Annotated in this window: 15 protein-coding genes; 10 read left to right on the top strand and 5 right to left on the bottom strand. The window is 68.3% G+C overall.

What is annotated here, in order from left to right; genetic code table 11:
- Nucleotides 1–17: 17 nt before the first annotated feature.
- A complete protein-coding gene (locus ACRB8A_RS12920) occupies nucleotides 18–434 on the bottom strand; it encodes a hypothetical protein (RefSeq protein WP_432244829.1) in 417 nt (138 codons plus the stop codon).
- Here ACRB8A_RS12920 and ACRB8A_RS12915 point away from each other — a divergent pair.
- The 8 genes from ACRB8A_RS12915 to hemL all read left to right on the top strand — a co-directional run bounded on the left by ACRB8A_RS12915 (nucleotide 433) and on the right by hemL (nucleotide 8,279).
- Entirely contained in the window at nucleotides 433–831 is a 399-nt protein-coding gene (locus ACRB8A_RS12915) for a hypothetical protein (RefSeq protein ID WP_285240717.1), read from the top strand. The two genes, ACRB8A_RS12920 and ACRB8A_RS12915, sit on opposite strands and share 2 nt — an antisense overlap.
- A 113-nt stretch (nucleotides 832–944) precedes the next feature.
- The gene (gene hemQ / locus ACRB8A_RS12910; RefSeq protein ID WP_056597120.1) at nucleotides 945–1,646 is read left to right on the top strand and encodes a hydrogen peroxide-dependent heme synthase; all 702 of its coding nucleotides are present in this window, start codon (nucleotides 945–947) and stop codon (nucleotides 1,644–1,646) included.
- Nucleotides 1,643–2,902, top strand: coding sequence for a ferrochelatase (locus ACRB8A_RS12905; protein WP_285240718.1), 1,260 nt, complete (start codon nucleotides 1,643–1,645; stop codon nucleotides 2,900–2,902). The genes hemQ and ACRB8A_RS12905 overlap by 4 nt, the downstream gene beginning before the upstream one ends.
- Complete coding sequence (gene hemC, locus ACRB8A_RS12900; RefSeq protein WP_050685944.1) at nucleotides 2,899–3,897, top strand: hydroxymethylbilane synthase; 999 nt, start codon at nucleotides 2,899–2,901, stop codon at nucleotides 3,895–3,897. The genes ACRB8A_RS12905 and hemC overlap by 4 nt, the downstream gene beginning before the upstream one ends.
- Before the next feature lie 7 nt (nucleotides 3,898–3,904).
- On the top strand, nucleotides 3,905–4,789 hold the full coding sequence (locus ACRB8A_RS12895) for a uroporphyrinogen-III synthase (RefSeq protein WP_285240719.1): 885 nt from the start codon (nucleotides 3,905–3,907) through the stop codon (nucleotides 4,787–4,789).
- A 61-nt stretch (nucleotides 4,790–4,850) separates the two neighbouring features.
- A complete protein-coding gene (gene hemB, locus ACRB8A_RS12890) occupies nucleotides 4,851–5,831 on the top strand; it encodes a porphobilinogen synthase (RefSeq protein WP_050685948.1) in 981 nt (326 codons plus the stop codon).
- A complete protein-coding gene (locus tag ACRB8A_RS12885) occupies nucleotides 5,831–6,931 on the top strand; it encodes an LLM class flavin-dependent oxidoreductase (protein WP_285240720.1) in 1,101 nt (366 codons plus the stop codon). The genes hemB and ACRB8A_RS12885 overlap by 1 nt, the downstream gene beginning before the upstream one ends.
- A 16-nt stretch (nucleotides 6,932–6,947) precedes the next feature.
- Nucleotides 6,948–8,279 carry a glutamate-1-semialdehyde 2,1-aminomutase gene (gene hemL / locus ACRB8A_RS12880; protein ID WP_050685952.1) on the top strand — a complete coding sequence of 444 codons (1,332 nt, stop codon included), beginning with the start codon at nucleotides 6,948–6,950 and terminating at the stop codon, nucleotides 8,277–8,279.
- An 83-nt stretch (nucleotides 8,280–8,362) separates the two neighbouring features.
- Here the strand turns inward: hemL and ACRB8A_RS12875 are convergent, their stop codons facing one another.
- The 4 genes from ACRB8A_RS12875 to ACRB8A_RS12860 form a co-directional block, all read right to left on the bottom strand.
- Nucleotides 8,363–9,100 (bottom strand): amino acid ABC transporter ATP-binding protein, encoded by a 738-nt coding sequence (locus tag ACRB8A_RS12875; protein ID WP_050685953.1) that lies wholly within the window; start codon nucleotides 9,098–9,100, stop codon nucleotides 8,363–8,365.
- Nucleotides 9,097–9,861, bottom strand: a complete 765-nt coding sequence (locus ACRB8A_RS12870) for an amino acid ABC transporter permease (RefSeq protein ID WP_050685954.1) — start codon at nucleotides 9,859–9,861, stop codon at nucleotides 9,097–9,099. Before ACRB8A_RS12870 ends, ACRB8A_RS12875 begins: the two co-directional genes overlap by 4 nt.
- A gap of 16 nt (nucleotides 9,862–9,877) precedes the next feature.
- On the bottom strand, nucleotides 9,878–10,813 hold the full coding sequence (locus ACRB8A_RS12865) for an ABC transporter substrate-binding protein (RefSeq protein WP_050685955.1): 936 nt from the start codon (nucleotides 10,811–10,813) through the stop codon (nucleotides 9,878–9,880).
- A gap of 328 nt (nucleotides 10,814–11,141) precedes the next feature.
- Nucleotides 11,142–11,852, bottom strand: coding sequence for a 3'-5' exonuclease (locus ACRB8A_RS12860; protein WP_056597129.1), 711 nt, complete (start codon nucleotides 11,850–11,852; stop codon nucleotides 11,142–11,144).
- 63 nt (nucleotides 11,853–11,915) lie between these two features.
- Between ACRB8A_RS12860 and ACRB8A_RS12855 the strand changes: the two genes are divergently transcribed.
- Together ACRB8A_RS12855 and ACRB8A_RS12850 are read left to right on the top strand one after the other, a co-directional pair.
- A complete protein-coding gene (locus tag ACRB8A_RS12855) occupies nucleotides 11,916–12,332 on the top strand; it encodes an MGMT family protein (protein WP_050687949.1) in 417 nt (138 codons plus the stop codon).
- 38 nt (nucleotides 12,333–12,370) lie between these two features.
- Complete coding sequence (locus tag ACRB8A_RS12850; protein WP_432246041.1) at nucleotides 12,371–15,613, top strand: ATP-dependent helicase; 3,243 nt, start codon at nucleotides 12,371–12,373, stop codon at nucleotides 15,611–15,613.
- The last annotated feature ends 13 nt before the right edge of the window (nucleotides 15,614–15,626 follow it).

Raw genomic sequence — 15,626 nt, 5'->3', positions numbered from 1 at the left:
GGGTCGGTGCCCATGGTTTACAACAGGTCCAGGCCAGCACTGTCCTCGGCCGGTATCCATGGGGGAATCCGGCGGGGCGCGGCAGCTGCGGCCATCGGAACGGTACTGGTCCTTAGCTCCGGAGCCGCGTCGTCATGGGGTGCGGATGCGCCGCCCTCCGCGCCGCAACAGAAATCCCGGCCGGAGGCAACTTTTGCGGCAGCCGAGGAGAAGACCCCGGAGCCCGAGCCGGGGAAATCCACTGCCCCTGCCACCACGCCGGCCTCCACGGCTACGGGGTTTCCCACAACGCCGGCCAGCACGGCACCGTCGCCCGGATCGCCGTCGGCCGTTCCCGCTGCCACTGCACCAGCCACTGCGGCGCCGGCACCCACCACGTCACCCACCGCGGCGACGCCGTCGACCACAACACCGACGCCCACCACCCCGGCCATGCCACCCACCACAGCAACGCCCAACGCCGCAACACCCCGTAGCATCCCGGCGGCACCGCAGGCGCCGGCCAGCGAAGCCGCTGCGGCGCCGGGCGGAACCGCACGACAGAATCCGGCGGACAACGGGGGAGCGGCGGCCGCCCCGTCCACTCCGGTACCCGCCCAAACCCCAGCCCCGGGCCCGGCCGCGACGCCGCAGGGCACGGGCATCCCCCGCGTCGGCTCCCAGGGCAGCACGTCGCTGGCGGTCAGCCTGCTGCACGCCGCCAATCCGGCGGCCGCGCCCGGGGCAGATCCAGCGGCCGGCCCGCAGCTGGCGATCGTGGGGCTCGGCGCCGGACTCATCGGCCTGGCCTGCGCTGCGGGCGCCGCGCTGTTCCGGCTCCGAAGCCATTAACCAAGGGCCCCGGGCCAACCCCACCCCGCGCATTGTGTGACATTCAACACTTCTACGCGTTGTAGAAGTTGTGGGTTTCGCCTTGGCGCCCAACAGGGGGCAAACTTGTAACCATGAGCCACACTTCTGCCGAATCTGTCACTAAAACCGAAGAATCAGCCGAGCAGTTCTTTACCCTGTGGACCGTGTTCAAGCGGTCCGGGGAGGTGGTCCGCAGCGCTGACGCCGCGGCCGACTTCGAAGCCCTGCTGGAACGCCTGGGCCAGGCCGGCGTGACCCACCGCGGCAGCTACGACGTTTCCGCCATGCGCGCCGATGCGGACATCATGGTGTGGCTCCACGGCGCCAAACCCGAAGCCCTGCAGCAGGCCATCCGCGACATCCGCAGGAGCGGCCTCTTCGCCGGCACGGAAATCGTCTGGTCCGCCATGGGAGTGCACCGCGAGGCCGAGTTCGCCAAAAACCACACGCCTGCCTACTCCCGCGGCGTGGCGCCGGCCGAATGGCTGTGCGTCTACCCGTTTGTCCGCTCCTATGAGTGGTACATCCTGCCCGAGGAGGAACGCGGCGGAATGCTGCGCGAACACGGCCTCCTGGGCCGCGAATTCCCGCAGGTCATCTCCAACACCGTGTCCTCCTTCGCCCTCGGTGACTGGGAATGGATCCTGGGCCTGGAAGCCCCGGAACTCGTGGACCTCGTGGACCTGATGCGCCACCTGCGCAACACCGAAGCCCGCAACCACGTCCGCGAAGAGGTCCCGTTCTATACGGGCCGCCGCGTGTCGGCAGCTGAAGTTGCGGAGGTCCTGGCATGAGCGCCAACGGATCCGGCATCAGCACCGCCATCAACCCCGTCACCGAAGCCGGCCGGATGGCGCCCAAGGAATATGACGGCGTCCTGCTTGCCTCCTTCGGCGGCCCCGAGGGCCAGGAGGACGTCATTCCGTTCCTCCGCAACGTGACCCGCGGCCGCGGCATCCCGGATGAGCGCCTCGAAGAGGTCTCCCACCACTACCGCGCCAACGGCGGCATCAGCCCCATCAACCAGCAGAACCGCGAACTCAAGGCGGCCCTCGAGGCCGAGCTTGCTGCCCGCGGCATCAACCTGCCCATCCTCTGGGGCAACCGCAACTGGGATCCCTACATCCCGCAGACCCTGCAGGACGCGTACGACGCCGGCCACCGCCGCCTGCTGATGCTCACCACGAGTGCCTACTCCTGTTACTCCAGCTGCCGCCAGTACCGCGAGGACATCGGCATGGCCCTGACGGAAACCGGCCTGGACGGCCGGCTCGAAGTGGACAAGGTTCGCCAGTACTTCGACCACCCCGGCTTTGTGGAACCGTTCGTCGAAGGCACCGCAGCCGGCCTGGCCGATGTCCGCGCGCAGCTCGCCGCGGCCGGGACACCGGATGCTCCCATCCAGATCCTCTTCGCCACGCACTCCATCCCCACCCGCGACGCCGATGCGGCCGGCCGGTCGGACGGCGAGCCCCGCGAATTCGAGGAGGGCTCGGCGTACGTTGCCCAGCACCTTGCCTCCGCCGCCGCCGTCATCCGGCGCGTCGAGGAGGAATCAGGCCTCACCGCTCCTTGGTCGCTGGTGTACCAGTCCCGCTCCGGCGCCCCGCACGTGCCGTGGCTGGAACCTGACATCAACGATGCCATCGAGGAACTCGCCGGCAAGGGCGTCAGGGGCATCGTCATTGTCCCGCTCGGATTCGTCAGTGACCACATGGAAGTTGTGTGGGACCTCGACACCGAGGCCCTGGAGACCTGCGCCAACCTGAGCCTGGCCGCAACCCGGGTACCCACCCCGGGCACCCACCGCACGTTTGTTGCCGGCATGGTGGACCTCATCCTGGAACGGACCGCCACCAACAACATCAGCGACCGGCCCGCCGTCACCGGTCTGGGGCCCTGGTACGACGTCTGCCGTCCCGGCTGCTGCGCCAACTTCCGCGGCGAAAAGCCCACGATCGCCGCAGCCGACACCACTGTAGGCACCGGCCACGACCCTTATCCCGGGACAGCCGCAGCAGGTCCGGCCGGGGGAGCCTCGCAGCAGTGACGGTAAGGATCGGAACGCGCGCCAGCAAACTCGCGCTCACCCAGACGCAGCAGACCGCGGACCAGCTTGCCGCCGTCGGGGGTTTCCCGGTGGAACTGGTGCACATCAGGACCGACGGCGACGTCCTGACCGGGTCGCTGTCGCAGATGGGCGGCACCGGCGTTTTTGTGGCTGCCCTTCGCGACGCCCTGATCCGCAACGAATGCGACGTTGCGGTTCATTCATTGAAGGACCTGCCCACCGGCGCTGCCGTGGGACTGAGCCTCGCGGCAACGCCGCGGCGCGTTGATGTCCGCGACGTGCTGTGCGCACGGGACGGGCTCAAGCTGGCCGACCTGCCTGCCGGCGCAACCGTGGGCACTGGGTCGCCCCGGCGCGCCGCCCAGCTCCGCGCCGCCCGGCCCGACCTGGACATCCTGGACATCCGCGGCAACGTGGACACGCGGCTGGGCCGCGTTGCCGGCCTGCCGGGCAACACCACCGCCGAGGTGGTCCCCGGAAAGACCTGTGACCTGGACGCAGTGGTCCTCGCAGCCGCCGGACTGGAGCGGATCGGCCGGCTGGACGCGGTCAGCGAATTCCTCGAAACCGATGTGATGCTGCCCGCCGCCGGCCAGGGCTCCCTGGCCATCGAATGCCGGACAGCGGACGCGCCGCGGAAGGCCGGCAGTACCGAAGGCTCCCAGGCTGTCCTGGCCCAGGCCCTCGCCGCCCTTGACGACCCCGACACCCGGCTGGCCGTCACCGCCGAACGTGCCCTCCTGGCCCGGCTTGAAGCGGGGTGCGCGGCTCCCGTCGGTGCTTACGCCTACCGCAAGGGCAGCATGCTCCACCTCGAAGCTGCTGTCTGTGCAGTGGACGGCACGGCCACCGTCCGGGACAAGCGCGCTACGGACGGACTGACCGAAGTAGGTGCCACCCTCCTGGGAATCGAACTGGCTGAGGCGCTGCTGGCTGCAGGGGCCGCGGACATCGCCGATCTCCAGGCGTCCTGATCCCGCAATGGGACCCACGTCCAGCGAATCCGGAACCGGGCAGCCGCTGCGCGGCACCCAGGTGCTGGTAACCCGCAGTCCCGAACGGTCCACCGGGCTGGTCGCAGCACTGGAGGCGGCAGGAGCCACAGCCCTGGTGCTGCCCCTGATCGACTTTGAACGGGCAGCGGACCAGCACGCCCTTGAGGTGGCCTGCGACGGCCTGGGTGCCGGTGCCTTCGAATGGCTGGTGGTCAGCAGCGCCACCACCGTCCACGTCCTGGTGGCCCAGGCCGTCGACCGTGGGCGATCCCTGGGGGCCTGGCTGCCCGCTGCCACCCGGGTCGCGGCCATCGGGCCGGCCACCCGCAGGCTGCTCGAAGCCAACGGGGTCACTGTCACCCTGGTCCCAGCCCGCGAACAGTCCGCCGCCGGGCTCCTTGAAGTCTGGCCCGGCGGAACCGGCCCCGTCCTGCTGCCCCAGGCAGACATCGCCGCTTCCCGGCTGGCGGACGGACTGGCAGCTTCCGGCAGCAACGTCACGGCTGTCACCGCCTACCGGACCGTGGACTTCCCGGCCGCACCGGAGCGCCGCCTGGCCATCGCCGCGGAACCCGGCACCCCACAGCCGCGGCTGGTGTCTGCGGCCACTGCAGCTGCCGGCATGTCTGCGGGCACCATCCACGCCGTTGTGGCGGCCTCACCCAGCGCCGTCCGGCGGCTTGCCGTCCTGTTCCCGCTCCAGGCCTGCCGCCTGATCGCCATCGGGACGTCGACGGCGGACCAGGCTGCGGAGCTCGGCTGGCCCGCCGCGGCAGTGGCTACAGACCCCACATCTGCCGGGCTGGTCGAAGCCCTGACAGGTTCCATTGGACCAGGGCACGAGCCCGGTCTGGCCGCAGCACCGCCCTGACCGGCCCTGGCCACTGCCCCCCAACTTCCAGCACCTGAGACACCGTGAAGGACACAGGACCATGACGTTCCCCAACCACCGCCCCCGCCGCCTGCGCACCACCCCCGCCATGCGGCGGCTGACCGCCGAAACCCGGCTGGCGCCGGCAGAGCTGATCCTGCCAGCCTTCATCCGCGAGGGCCTCACCGAACCCAACCCCATCACGTCCATGCCCGGCGTAGCCCAGCACACCACCGAATCACTCCGACGCGCGGCGGCCCAGGCCGTGGAGCTGGGACTGGGTGGCATTATGCTGTTCGGCATTCCCGAGGTCCGCGACGCCGAGGGAACCGCCTCGCTGGACCCTGACGGCGTCCTCAACAAGGCCATCCGCGACGTCCGCGCCGAAGTCGGCGATGACCTGGTCATCATGAGCGACGTGTGCCTCGACGAATTCACCGACCACGGCCACTGCGGCGTTCTCGACGCCGACGGTTACGTTGACAACGACCGCACCGTGGAGATCTACGCCAGGATGGCCGTAGCCCAGGCCGACGCCGGGGCCCACATGCTCGGTCCCTCCGGCATGATGGACGGCCAGATCGCGGCCATCCGCACTGCCCTTGATGCGGCCGGCCACACCACCACGTCCGTGGTGGCCTACGCCGCCAAATATGCGTCCGCCTTCTACGGCCCGTTCCGCGAGGCCGTCGATTCCCAGCTCAAGGGCGACAGGCGGACCTACCAGATGGACGCCGGCAACCGCACCGAAGCGCTCCGCGAAGTGGAGCTTGACCTCGCCGAAGGCGCCGACATCGTGATGGTTAAACCCGCCATGAGCTACCTGGACATCGTGGCGGACGTCGCGGCCATGAGCCCCGTCCCCGTGGCCGCCTACCAGATCTCCGGCGAGTACGCCATGATCGAAGCGGCCGCCGCCAACGGCTGGATCGACCGGAGGGCCGCCATCACCGAATCCGTCCTTGGCATCCGCCGCGCCGGCGCCAACATGGTGCTCACCTACTGGGCCGCCGAGCTTGCCGGCTGGCTGAAGGAATCCTGATGACTGAGACGCAACACGCCACCGCCGGCGGCCCGGCACCGGCCAGCCCCACTGCACCCGTGGGCGCGAACCGTATCCTCCTGGGCCTGAACACGTTCGGGGACGTTGGCGAGAATCCGGACGGCAGCCCACAACCGCACGCCCAGGCCCTGCGCCAACTGCTGGAACAGGCCGAACTTGCCGACGCCGTCGGTCTTCACTCCTTCGGCGTGGGGGAGCACCACCGGCAGGACTACGCCGTCTCCGCCCCCGAGGTCTTCCTGGCTGCTGCCGCCGCCCGGACGCAGCAGATCCGGCTGGGCTCCGCCGTGACGGTGCTCAGCTCAGATGATCCCATCCGTGTTTTCCAGCGTTTCTCGACGGTGGACGCCATTTCCAACGGCCGCGCTGAAGTGATGCTGGGGCGCGGCTCCTTTGTGGAATCGTTCCCGCTGTTCGGGCTTGACCTTGCCGATTACGAGGTCCTCTTTGAGGAAAAACTGGAGCTGTTCGACAAGGTCAGGGCGCAGAAACCGGTCCACTGGGAAGGCCGCACCCGGCCCGCGCTGCACGGGCTGAGCGTCTACCCGCCGTTGGAGCACCACCTGCTGCCCACCTGGATCGGCGTAGGCGGGACCCCCGAATCCGTGCTCCGCTGCGCCCAGTACGGCTACCCCATCATCTTTGCGATCATCGGCGGCCAGCCCCGGTCCTTCGGCCCGTTGGCGGACCTGTACCGCGAAGCGATGGGCAAGTACGGGCACCCGGCGCAGCAGGTTGCCACCCACTCGCCCGGACACGTGGCGGACACCGACGAAGCGGCGAAGGCGGAGTTCTTCCCGCACTGGCTCAAACTCCGGAACAAGCTCGGCGCCGAACGCGGCTGGGGCCCCGCCGGCCGGGGCGAGTTCGAAGCCCTGTGCGCCCCGGAGGGTGCCCTGTACGTCGGGTCACCGGAAACGGTGGCCGGCAAGATCGTCCGGCTCAAGAAGGACCTGGGAGCTGACCGCTTCGACCTGAAGTACAGCAGCGGACCTTTGCCCCACGCCGCGATGCTGCGGTCCATTGAACTGATGGGTACGGCGGTGGCGCCCAGGGTGGCGGAACTGCTGGCCGGCTAACTGAGAGAATAGACCAATGACTTCCAGCAACCTCCGCAACGAGGAACTCTTTGACCGTGCCCGCAAGCTGATGCCCGGCGGGGTCAACTCCCCGGTCCGGGCCTTCGGGTCAGTCGGAGGCACACCGCGCTTTATGGTGTCCGCCAAAGGGCCGTACCTGACGGACGCCGACGGCAAGGAATACGTGGACCTCGTCTGCTCCTGGGGGCCGGCCCTGCTGGGCCACGCCCACCCCGCCGTGCTGGATGCCGTCCACACGGCAGTGGACCGTGGCCTGTCCTTCGGTGCGTCCACCCCGGATGAGGCCAACCTCGCCGCCATCGTGCAGGAGCGGGTGCCCGCCGCAGAGCGTGTCCGGATGGTTTCCACCGGCACCGAGGCCACCATGACCGCTGTCCGGCTGGCCCGCGGCTTCACCGGCCGCAACCTGATCATCAAGTTCGCCGGCTGCTACCACGGCCACCTGGACGGGCTCCTTGCCGCCGCCGGCTCCGGCCTGGCCACGCTGGCGCTGCCCGGCTCCGCCGGCGTCACCGCGGCCACCGCCGCTGAAACGCTGGTACTGCCGTACAACGACCTTGCCGCCGTCGAAGCCGCGTTTGCCCTGCATGGGGCCGACATTGCCGCCGTCATCACCGAGGCTGCCCCCGCCAACATGGGTGTGGTCACCCCCGCGGAGGGCTTCAACCTGGGCCTGTCCCGGATCACCCGGGCACACGGCGCGCTGCTGATTGTGGACGAGGTCCTGACCGGCTTCCGCACCGGATACTCGGGCTACTGGGGACTCACCGGCGGCGCCCCGGACGCGGCGGAGCCCTGGACCCCGGACCTGCTCACCTTCGGCAAGGTCATCGGCGGTGGAATGCCGACGGCGGCCCTTGGCGGGCGTGCCGACGTGATGGATTACCTGGCACCCGTGGGCCCGGTGTACCAGGCCGGTACGCTGTCCGGCAATCCCGTGGCCATGGCTGCCGGGGTTGCCACCCTCACCCACGCCACCCGCGACGTGTACTCCTTCATCGACGTCCGGTCCCTGGAACTGTCCTCGGCCGTGTCCAAGGCCCTCGACGCAGCCGGGGTTGACCACTCCATCCAGTTCGCCGGGAACCTGTTCTCGGTGGCGTTCGGCACCTCGGCCAACGGCGTCCACAACTACGCCGACGCCCAGGCCCAGGAAGTCTTCCGGTACGCACCGTTCTTCCACTCCATGCTGGAGTCCGGCGTGTACCTGCCGCCGTCGGTGTTTGAGGCATGGTTCCTGTCAGCCGCGCACGACGACGCTGCCATGAACCGCATCTTCGACGCCCTGCCGGCCGCCGCTGGGGCCGCCGCCGCAGCCCAAGGCTAGTCCCGGCGTCGACCCTTACCCGCGCAAAAAAATCCCCGGTTGCCACCAAGGCAACCGGGGATTTTCCGTTCCAGCGACGGGGCCTAGAGGACGTCCGAAAGGAAGCCTTTGAGCCGGTCCGTCGCGGGGGACGTGAAGATCTGCTCGGGCGGGCCCGACTCCACCACAACCCCGGCGTCCATGAAGGTCACGGAGTCGGAAACGTTGCGGGAGAAGCCCATCTCGTGGGTCACCACCACCATTGTCATGCCGCCCTTGGCGAGGTCGGTCATCAGCGCCAGGACGCCCTTGACCAGCTCCGGGTCCAGGGCTGAGGTGGCCTCGTCGAAGAACATCACCTCTGGCTTCATGGCCAAAGCGCGGGCGATTGCCACCCGCTGCTGCTGGCCGCCGGACAGGTTGGCTGGCCGTGCATCGGCCTTGTGCTTGAGGCCCACCAGGTCAAGCTGTTCCAGGGCTTCGGCGCGGGCCTGGTCCTTGGACAGCTTGCGGAGCTTCTGCAGCGCCAGCGAAACGTTCTCCACCACTGTTTTGTGCGGGAACAGGTTGAACTGCTGGAACACCATGCCGATGCGCTGCCGGAGCTCGTCCGGATTGTCCTTCAGGACCGAGCGGCCATCCAGAAGGATGTCACCCTGGTCCGGTTCGATGAGGCGGTTCATCACCCGCAGGAGCGTGGACTTGCCGGACCCAGAGGGGCCGATCACCGATGCTGTGGTGCCCTTTTCCACGTGCAGGTCGATGCCACGGAGGACATGGTTGTGCCCGAAGGAGAGGTGCAGGTTCTTGCCGGTCAGGGTGCCGGAAGTAAAGTCCGTCATGCCTGTGCCCCCTTGCCGATAGGTGCTGCCAGCTCGTCCGGTTCACGCTTTTCCGGTTTACCGGTCCGCAGCCTGTTATCGATGTAGTTCACCAGGTGCGTGAGCGGGACGGTCAGGATCAGGTACATCACGCCGGCCGCCACAAGCGGCGACAGGTTGCCCGTGTTGGCCATGGCGTCGTTGCCGATCCGGAAGATTTCCCGGTCGGACGCCGCGAGGCCCAGCATAAACACCAGCGACGAATCCTTCAGCAGTGAGATGAATTGGTTCACCAGCGCCGGCAGGACCCGGCGGATGCCCTGCGGCACCACCACCAGGCGCATGGACCGGCCGTAGCTGAACCCGAGTGCACGGGAAGCCTCCAGCTGCCCCTTTTCCACGCTCTGGATGCCGGAGCGGAAAATTTCGCCGATGTAGGCCGCCGCAATCAGCGTCAGCGCCAGGATACCCAGCGGATACGGGTTGCGGGTGCCGGTGATTTCCCGGGCGATGGGACTCAGGCCGATACCGATCACCAGGATCACCAGGATGGCCGGCAGGCCGCGGAACAGGTCGGTGTAGATGCGCGCCGCCCAGCGGGCGCCGGCGTTGCGCGAAATTCCCATCAGCGCCAGCAGCAGGCCCAGAAGGCATCCGAGGATGCCGGACGCTACGGCCAGAATCAGGGTGTTGGGCAGGCCCACCATCAACAGGGAGGGAATGACCTTGGCCATTTCCTCCCAGTTGAAGAAGGTGTCAGCGAGCTGGTCCAGGAGATCCATGAACGTTGCCGCTCAATCAGCTCTGCGGAACCGTGGCGGCCTTGCTGCCCGGCTTCCAGTCGGTGGGGGTTTCGCGGTCCGGGTACCACTCCTTGGTCAGCTTGGACCAGGTACCGTCGGCGATGACCGCGTCAAGGCCTGAGTTCAGGGCGTCGATGAGCGGCTGGTTATCCTTGGCCACTGCGTAAGCCGTGAAGTTCTGCGTGTTGACCACGGACTCGGCGATGACGGTGCCGTCGCCTTCCTTGACCTGGCCGGTGGCCTGCTGGGAAGGAGCCACCCAGGCATCAACCTGGCCGTTGCGCACGTTGGCGTAGACGGTGGCGTAATCCGGGAAGCGGACCGGTTCCAGCTTCAGGGTGTTGGTGACGTAGTCATCCTGCACTGTGCCCTGGACAACGCCGATGCGCACGTCGTCCTTGAGGTCGGCGAAGCCCTTGATGTCGCCGTCGGTCTTGGCGACCACTGCCATGAAGCCGAAGTCGTAGCCGTTGGTGAAGCCGACGTTCTGGCGACGGGCATCAGTGGTGGAGATCGAGGAGGACCCGACGTCGAACTGCTTGGTGGACACCTGGGAAAGCAGCGCCGAGAAATCGGTGGCAACAAACTCAACCTCAAGGCCCAGCTTGCCGGCAACCGCACGCAGGAGTTCGTTGTCGTAACCCGTGAACTTGCCCGACGGATCGATGAAGATGTTGGGCGGTGCGTCCGAAAGGGTACCCACCTCAAGCTTGCCCTCGGTGTTGAGCCCCAGCTTGGTTTTGTCGATCTTGTCGATCGGGGTGACCTCGGCGGTGGTGTATTTATCCAGCGTCTGCTGGTCGCTGCCGGCGAGGGCGTCCGTGGGGGTTCCGCTCGGCGTGGAGGCTCCCGAGCCGCACGCGGCCAGGGAAACAGCCAGGGCCAGGGCAACAGGAGCAGCGGTGAACCACTTCATTGCTTTGATTCTCATTGGGGATGTCACTTTCATTGAGTCATAAATCAACCGGCCGCGAGGCTGCGCTGGTGGCGCCTGGCATCCGCCCATGCTGATGTGGGCATGAAAGGCAGGGGTGGCCGCAAAACTTTATTGTCTCACCCCCGCCGAACCGACCCGTGAGGTGAATAATAGACGGACGACGGCGGCGAGTCCCGAACGATATTCAGCTTGCAACGGATAACAGTGGCAGGCAGTCCGGGGGGGATGCGGCCGGACCGAATGACCTGCGGATGATTGTGGCGGTTTTATGAAGCAGGGTTACTGTGACTTGCCTCGCAGCCCCGCGGGTGTCCAGCGGCGGTCAGAACCCGCCGACGCCGGCATCCTGTGGCGGCAGGACCGGCCAGTCGCCTTCGATGACCGCCGCCGGCTTGGTTTTGCGCAGGTAGCCCTGGAAGTCGGCGGCCTGGCTGACGGCCCAGTCCACCTGCAGCTGGTGCAGCTTGCTGGCGGGCATGGCCAGCTTGGGGAACTTGCCGGCCATGGCATCGAGTACCCGCAATGTGGCCAGCGCATCCGCAGCTGAGGTGTGTGCGTTGTCCAGGACCACGCCGTACTCCTCGCACAGGGCTGTCAGGGTGCGCTTGCCCTTGCGGTAACGGTCCACCTGCTTGTTCATGATGTAGGGGTCCAGGACGGGGAACCTGGTCAGCTGGGGGACACCGTACCGGGCCGACTCGGCTGCCAGGACCGTGAAGTCGTAACTGGCGTTGAAGGCAATGACAGGGGTTCCGGCGTCGAAGAGTTCCTGCAGCAGCGTGGCAAGTTCCTGGGTGACCTCGCGGGCGGGCCGTCCCTCACGCCTGGCTTTTTCCGTGGTGACGCCGTGGATGTCACTGGCCTCGGTGGGAATCTCCACGCCGGGATCTGCCAGCCACTCGTGCTCGCTGATGACCGCACCCTGGTGGTCCACCACCGTGACCGAGGCGGTGACGATCCGCGCGGAGCGGGAGTTACGGCCCGTGGTCTCAAGGTCAAAGGCTGCGCGGGGGAGGGTGTTCCAGGTGCTCATACCTCAACGCTAACGGTGACCGCAGACAATTCCGGGGAGCGCCACTGCGGCTACATTGGATCAATGCGGATTGAGTATGTGGAGGCGGTACTGGCGGTGGTACAGCTGGTTCCCGCCGGGTCCGCGGTGGCCTACGGCGATGTCGCCGAGCTCCTGGGCGCGGGCGGGCCGCGCCAGGTGGGGGCGGTGATGAGCCATTACGGCACCGGTGTTCCATGGTGGCGCATCCTCAAGGCCAGCGGCCAGGCTCCGGAGGGCCACGAAGCCGACGCGCTGCGGCATTACCTGGCCGAGGCCACCCCGCTCCTCGGTGCCCATCAGGCGTTCCTGGCAACGGGGGAGGGCCGTTGGCGCGTGGATCTGCAGGCTGCCCGGTGGGCGCCGCTGGATGCGGACTTCGACCGGATCGACGCCATCGCCGACCTGCTGGAGCGCCAGGTGCATCGATTGTCAGTGGCTGATGATGGAATGTCGGTGTGAGCGTAACCATCCCCTTCACCGGCGTCCGCGACGGTTTCCTGCAGGACCCGGACCAGCGCTGGGCCACCCCGGAACCGGCCGGTCTCCGGCTTCTTGCGCCCCGCCAGCTGCACGCAGGCGTCCCGCGGCTCTCCGGGGACCAACAGGCCGCCGTGGACGTCAGTCACGGCGCGGGGCCGGTGCTGGTCCCCGGCGCGCCGGGAACGGGCAAAACCACTGTCCTTGTGGAGGCGGCCGTCAGGCGGGTCCAGCGGGACGGCGTCGACCCTGAACGGATGCTGATCCTGGCGCCCAGCCGCCTGGCAGCAGACTTCCTGCGTGACCGCTTTACCGCCCGTCTGGACCGAAGCCTGAGCACCACGCCGGCGCGGACCTGGGCGTCCTATGCCTTCGACGTGATCCGCCGGGCCAAAGTGGCAGGCTTCCTTCCCCTGGACCGGGCGCCACGGCTGCTGTCCGGGCCGGAACAAGACCTCATCATCAGGGAACTCCTTGAGGGGCACCGGATTCCCGGCCTGGAACTGCCGTGGCCCGCAGATCTTGACGGGGCATTGGAGACGCGGGGTTTCCGCCATGAGGTCCGGCAACTTTTTGACCGCATCATCGAGTCCGGCAGGACCGCCGGGGACCTTGAGGACCTGGGCGCCGCCTGCGGGCGGCCGGACTGGGCTGCCGCTGCCCGGCTGTACGCCGAGTACCGCGACGTCCTGGACCTGCGGATGCCTGAGGCCTTCGACCCGGCAGGAATCATCACGGCGGCACGCCAGGTTTTCCAGGACTTTCCTGAATTCCTCGCTGCCGAACGTGACCGTCTCCAGCTGGTCCTGGTGGACGACATCCAGGAAGCCAATCCGGCCGTCTTCGAGCTGTTGGCGGACATCGCTGCGGGGAAGGACTGCTACGTCACCTCGTCGCCGGACACAGTGGTCCAGGGCTTCCGCGGGGCGCGCCCGGACCTCGTGGCCGAACTGCCCCGGCTTCTGTCGCCGGCCGGCCCCGTGGTGGAGCGTCCCCTCGGCTATGCCCACCGGCAGGCACCGGCCGTTGCTGCCGCCTGGCTGGACGTGGCCGGCCGCATCTCGGTCCGGGCAGGCGGCCAGCTTGCCCGCAGGCTTGAAGCACCGGAACCGGACCGGGCCCGGGGAATGGTCGAAGCACACCTGGTTCCCTCGCCCGTCCATGAGCTGCGGTACGTTGCCCAGCGCATCCTGGACCAGCACATCAACCATGGCAGGAACCTGACTGACGTGGCCGTGATCGTCCGCAACGGCGGGCAGGTCAGCGAACTCCAGCGCTACCTCTCCGGCCAGGGCATCCCGGTCCGCGTTTCCGTGGCAGAGTCCGCCGTCCGGGACGAGGTGGCGGTCCGGCCCCTGCTGGACGCCTTCGCCATTGCATTGGACCCGCAACTGTTGACCCCCGAGGCGGCAGTTGCGCTCCTGACTTCCAGGATTGGCGGCGCCAGTCCCATCGAGCTGCGCCGGCTGCGGCAGTCGCTGCGCCGCGAAGAACTCCTGGGCGGCGGTGGCCGGACCAGCGACGCGCTGTTGATCGAAGCCCTGCTGGACCCCGCGGAGCTGGCATCGCTGGGTATCGAGGGCAGGGCCGCCCGGCGGACGGCCCGGATGCTTCAGGCCGGCCGCAAGGCCGCCGCCGTCCCCGGCGCCAACGCCGAGTCCATGCTGTGGGCGCTCTGGAACTCCACCGGGCTGTCGTCCCAGTGGACGGGCACCGCGCTTGCCGGTGGCCAGCCCGGCGCCCGTGCCGACCGGGACCTCGACGCCATGATGGCGTTGTTCCACACCGCCGAACGGTACGTGGACCAGGTTCCAGGGGCCGGGCCGGAACAGTTCCTGGAGTACCTGCTGAACCAGGAGCTTCCCATGGACACCCTGGCTGCCCGGGCCCAGGTGGACGACGCCGTGGAAATCATGACTCCGGCCAGCGCAGCGGGCCGGGAATGGCCGGTGGTCCTTGTTGCAGGGCTGCAGGAAGGCGTCTGGCCCAACACAAGGCTGCGCGGCGAGCTGCTGGGCAGCACCCTCTACAGCGACGCCGTCGAGCACGGCCCCGCGTATGCCGTGCAGCGGGACCCCCTCAGCCGGCTGCGGGACATCCGCTACGACGAACTGCGCAGCTTTTCCACCGCAGTCTCCCGGGCCCGCGAACTGCTGATCTGCACCGCCGTATCCTCAGAGGACCACCAGCCGTCGTCGTTCCTGGACTACGTGGCCCCCCTTGAACGGGGCCAGGAAAGCAGGCCCTTCACCCAGGTGGAGCGGCCCATGACCCTTCGGGCCCTCGTTGCCGAGTTGCGCCAGCATGCCCAGGCGGAGGACAGCGCGGCTCCCGAGGCCGCACGGATCCTGGCACACCTTGCATCCGCCCAGCCACCCGTTCCCGGCGCCCACCCGGACTCCTGGTGGGGGCTGGCGCCCCCCACCTCCACGGACGCGGTGGTGCCGCCCGGCGGGACCGTCTTTGTGTCGCCGTCCAAGGTGGAGACCGTCCAGAAGTCACCGCTGGACTGGTTCGTCCAGGCAGCCGGGGGAGAGGCCGCCACGGATTTCGCCCGCAGCCTGGGCACACTGGTCCACGCCATCGCACAGGAACTGCCGGACGCCTCCGGCTCCGAATACGTGGCCGAACTGGTCCGCCGCTGGCCCGCGCTGGGGATGAAGGACAACTGGGAGGGCCGGCTGGATTTCCAGCGTGCCGAAACGATGGTCCGCAAGCTGGCCCAGTATGTTCTGGTGATGCGCAGCGAGGGCCGCAGCCTCCTGGGCGTGGAAACGGACTTTGACGTGGCGCTGGGGACTGTAGCCGTGGACGGGGACCAGCCACGCGACGCCGTACTCCGAGGACAGGTGGACCGGCTGGAAATTGACGGCCAGGGCAGGCTGGTGATTGTGGACCTCAAAACCGGCAAACGCCAGCCAGGCCGTGCCGACCTGGCACGGCACCCGCAGCTGGGCGCTTACCAGGCAGCGGTCCTGGCCGGCGGCTTCGCAGCCCCGGAAGGCGGCGGCACCGGCACGCCCGGCGGAGCGGTCCTGGCCCAGCTGGGAACCGGAGCAAAAACCCCCGCCATCCAGCAGCAGGAACCCGTTGACCCGCAGGAAAACTGGGCCATGGACATGGTCAAGGACGCCGCGGCAGTGATGGGCGGCAGCGAATTCGAGGCCCGGCATGACCCGTCGAAGGGCAGTCATGGCGGCCACGGCTGCCGGCTCCCGGAAGTGTGCCCGCTGTGTGCGCGCGGCCGGCAGGTGACCGAATGAGTACTGACCAGGC

Source organism: Arthrobacter sp. G.S.26, from assembly GCF_050847375.1.
Lineage (GTDB): Bacteria > Actinomycetota > Actinomycetes > Actinomycetales > Micrococcaceae > Arthrobacter.
Note: the sequence above shows the minus strand (reverse complement) of the source record. Positions and strands in the feature narration are given on the sequence as shown.

What these genes read in the sequence shown, in the direction of transcription:
- ACRB8A_RS12895 (WP_285240719.1), top strand. Translation starts at nt 3,905, where the DNA reads ATGGGACCCACGTCCAGCGAATCCGGAACCGGGCAGCCGCTGCGCGGC.
- ACRB8A_RS12885 (WP_285240720.1), top strand. Translation starts at nt 5,831, where the DNA reads ATGACTGAGACGCAACACGCCACCGCCGGCGGCCCGGCACCGGCCAGC.
- ACRB8A_RS12920 (WP_432244829.1), bottom strand. Translation starts at nt 434, where the DNA reads ATGGCCGGGGTGGTGGGCGTCGGTGTTGTGGTCGACGGCGTCGCCGCG.
- ACRB8A_RS12860 (WP_056597129.1), bottom strand. Translation starts at nt 11,852, where the DNA reads ATGAGCACCTGGAACACCCTCCCCCGCGCAGCCTTTGACCTTGAGACC.
- hemL (WP_050685952.1), top strand. Translation starts at nt 6,948, where the DNA reads ATGACTTCCAGCAACCTCCGCAACGAGGAACTCTTTGACCGTGCCCGC.
- ACRB8A_RS12865 (WP_050685955.1), bottom strand. Translation starts at nt 10,813, where the DNA reads ATGAGAATCAAAGCAATGAAGTGGTTCACCGCTGCTCCTGTTGCCCTG.
- ACRB8A_RS12855 (WP_050687949.1), top strand. Translation starts at nt 11,916, where the DNA reads ATGCGGATTGAGTATGTGGAGGCGGTACTGGCGGTGGTACAGCTGGTT.
- hemQ (WP_056597120.1), top strand. Translation starts at nt 945, where the DNA reads ATGAGCCACACTTCTGCCGAATCTGTCACTAAAACCGAAGAATCAGCC.
- ACRB8A_RS12875 (WP_050685953.1), bottom strand. Translation starts at nt 9,100, where the DNA reads ATGACGGACTTTACTTCCGGCACCCTGACCGGCAAGAACCTGCACCTC.
- hemB (WP_050685948.1), top strand. Translation starts at nt 4,851, where the DNA reads ATGACGTTCCCCAACCACCGCCCCCGCCGCCTGCGCACCACCCCCGCC.
- ACRB8A_RS12905 (WP_285240718.1), top strand. Translation starts at nt 1,643, where the DNA reads ATGAGCGCCAACGGATCCGGCATCAGCACCGCCATCAACCCCGTCACC.
- ACRB8A_RS12870 (WP_050685954.1), bottom strand. Translation starts at nt 9,861, where the DNA reads ATGGATCTCCTGGACCAGCTCGCTGACACCTTCTTCAACTGGGAGGAA.
- ACRB8A_RS12915 (WP_285240717.1), top strand. Translation starts at nt 433, where the DNA reads ATGCCACCCACCACAGCAACGCCCAACGCCGCAACACCCCGTAGCATC.